We start from the raw sequence: 526 nt of genomic DNA, 5'->3' as shown, positions 1-526 counted from the left end.
TTCGTTTGTGCCGCCGCCGTCGGCGGCCAGCATCCGGGATCGCCTGTGCCATGACCGACACCGTGCCGCTCACCCGCCCACAACTTCGCCGCGTGCTGCGCAACGCACGACGCGCGTTGACGCCCGCCCAGCAACGCCAGGCCGCCGTCGGACTGTACCGGCACCTGGCCCAGCACCCGCTGTTTCGCCGCGCGCGGCATATCGCCCTGTACCTGCCCAACGACGGCGAGATCGACCCACGCCTGCTACTGCGCGAAGCCCAGCGGCGCGGCAAGCGCACCTACCTGCCAGTGCTGCATGCCTGGCCGCGCACGCGCATGGTGTTCCAACGCTTCGAACAGGGCGAAAAACTGCGACGTAATCGCTTCCGCATTCCTGACCCGGTCATCGAGCGCAAGCGTCAGCGGCCGGTCTGGTCGCTCGACCTGATCCTGCTGCCACTGGTGGGTTTCGATGAAGTGGGCGGACGGCTGGGGATGGGCGGCGGCTTCTATGATCGCAGCCTGGCCTATCAGGGGCGGCGCAA

At 68.3% G+C, this 526-nt stretch carries 1 protein-coding gene; it reads left to right on the top strand.

The window, feature by feature from the left end:
• Positions 1-50 precede the first annotated feature (50 nt).
• Positions 51-526 (top strand): 5-formyltetrahydrofolate cyclo-ligase (locus VA602_RS00535; protein WP_323452170.1); only part of this gene is annotated, 476 nt, incomplete at its 3' end.

The organism is Pseudomonas machongensis (genome assembly GCF_034961125.1).
GTDB lineage: Bacteria > Pseudomonadota > Gammaproteobacteria > Pseudomonadales > Pseudomonadaceae > Aquipseudomonas > Aquipseudomonas machongensis.
This window is presented reverse-complemented; position numbering and strand designations above follow the sequence as displayed.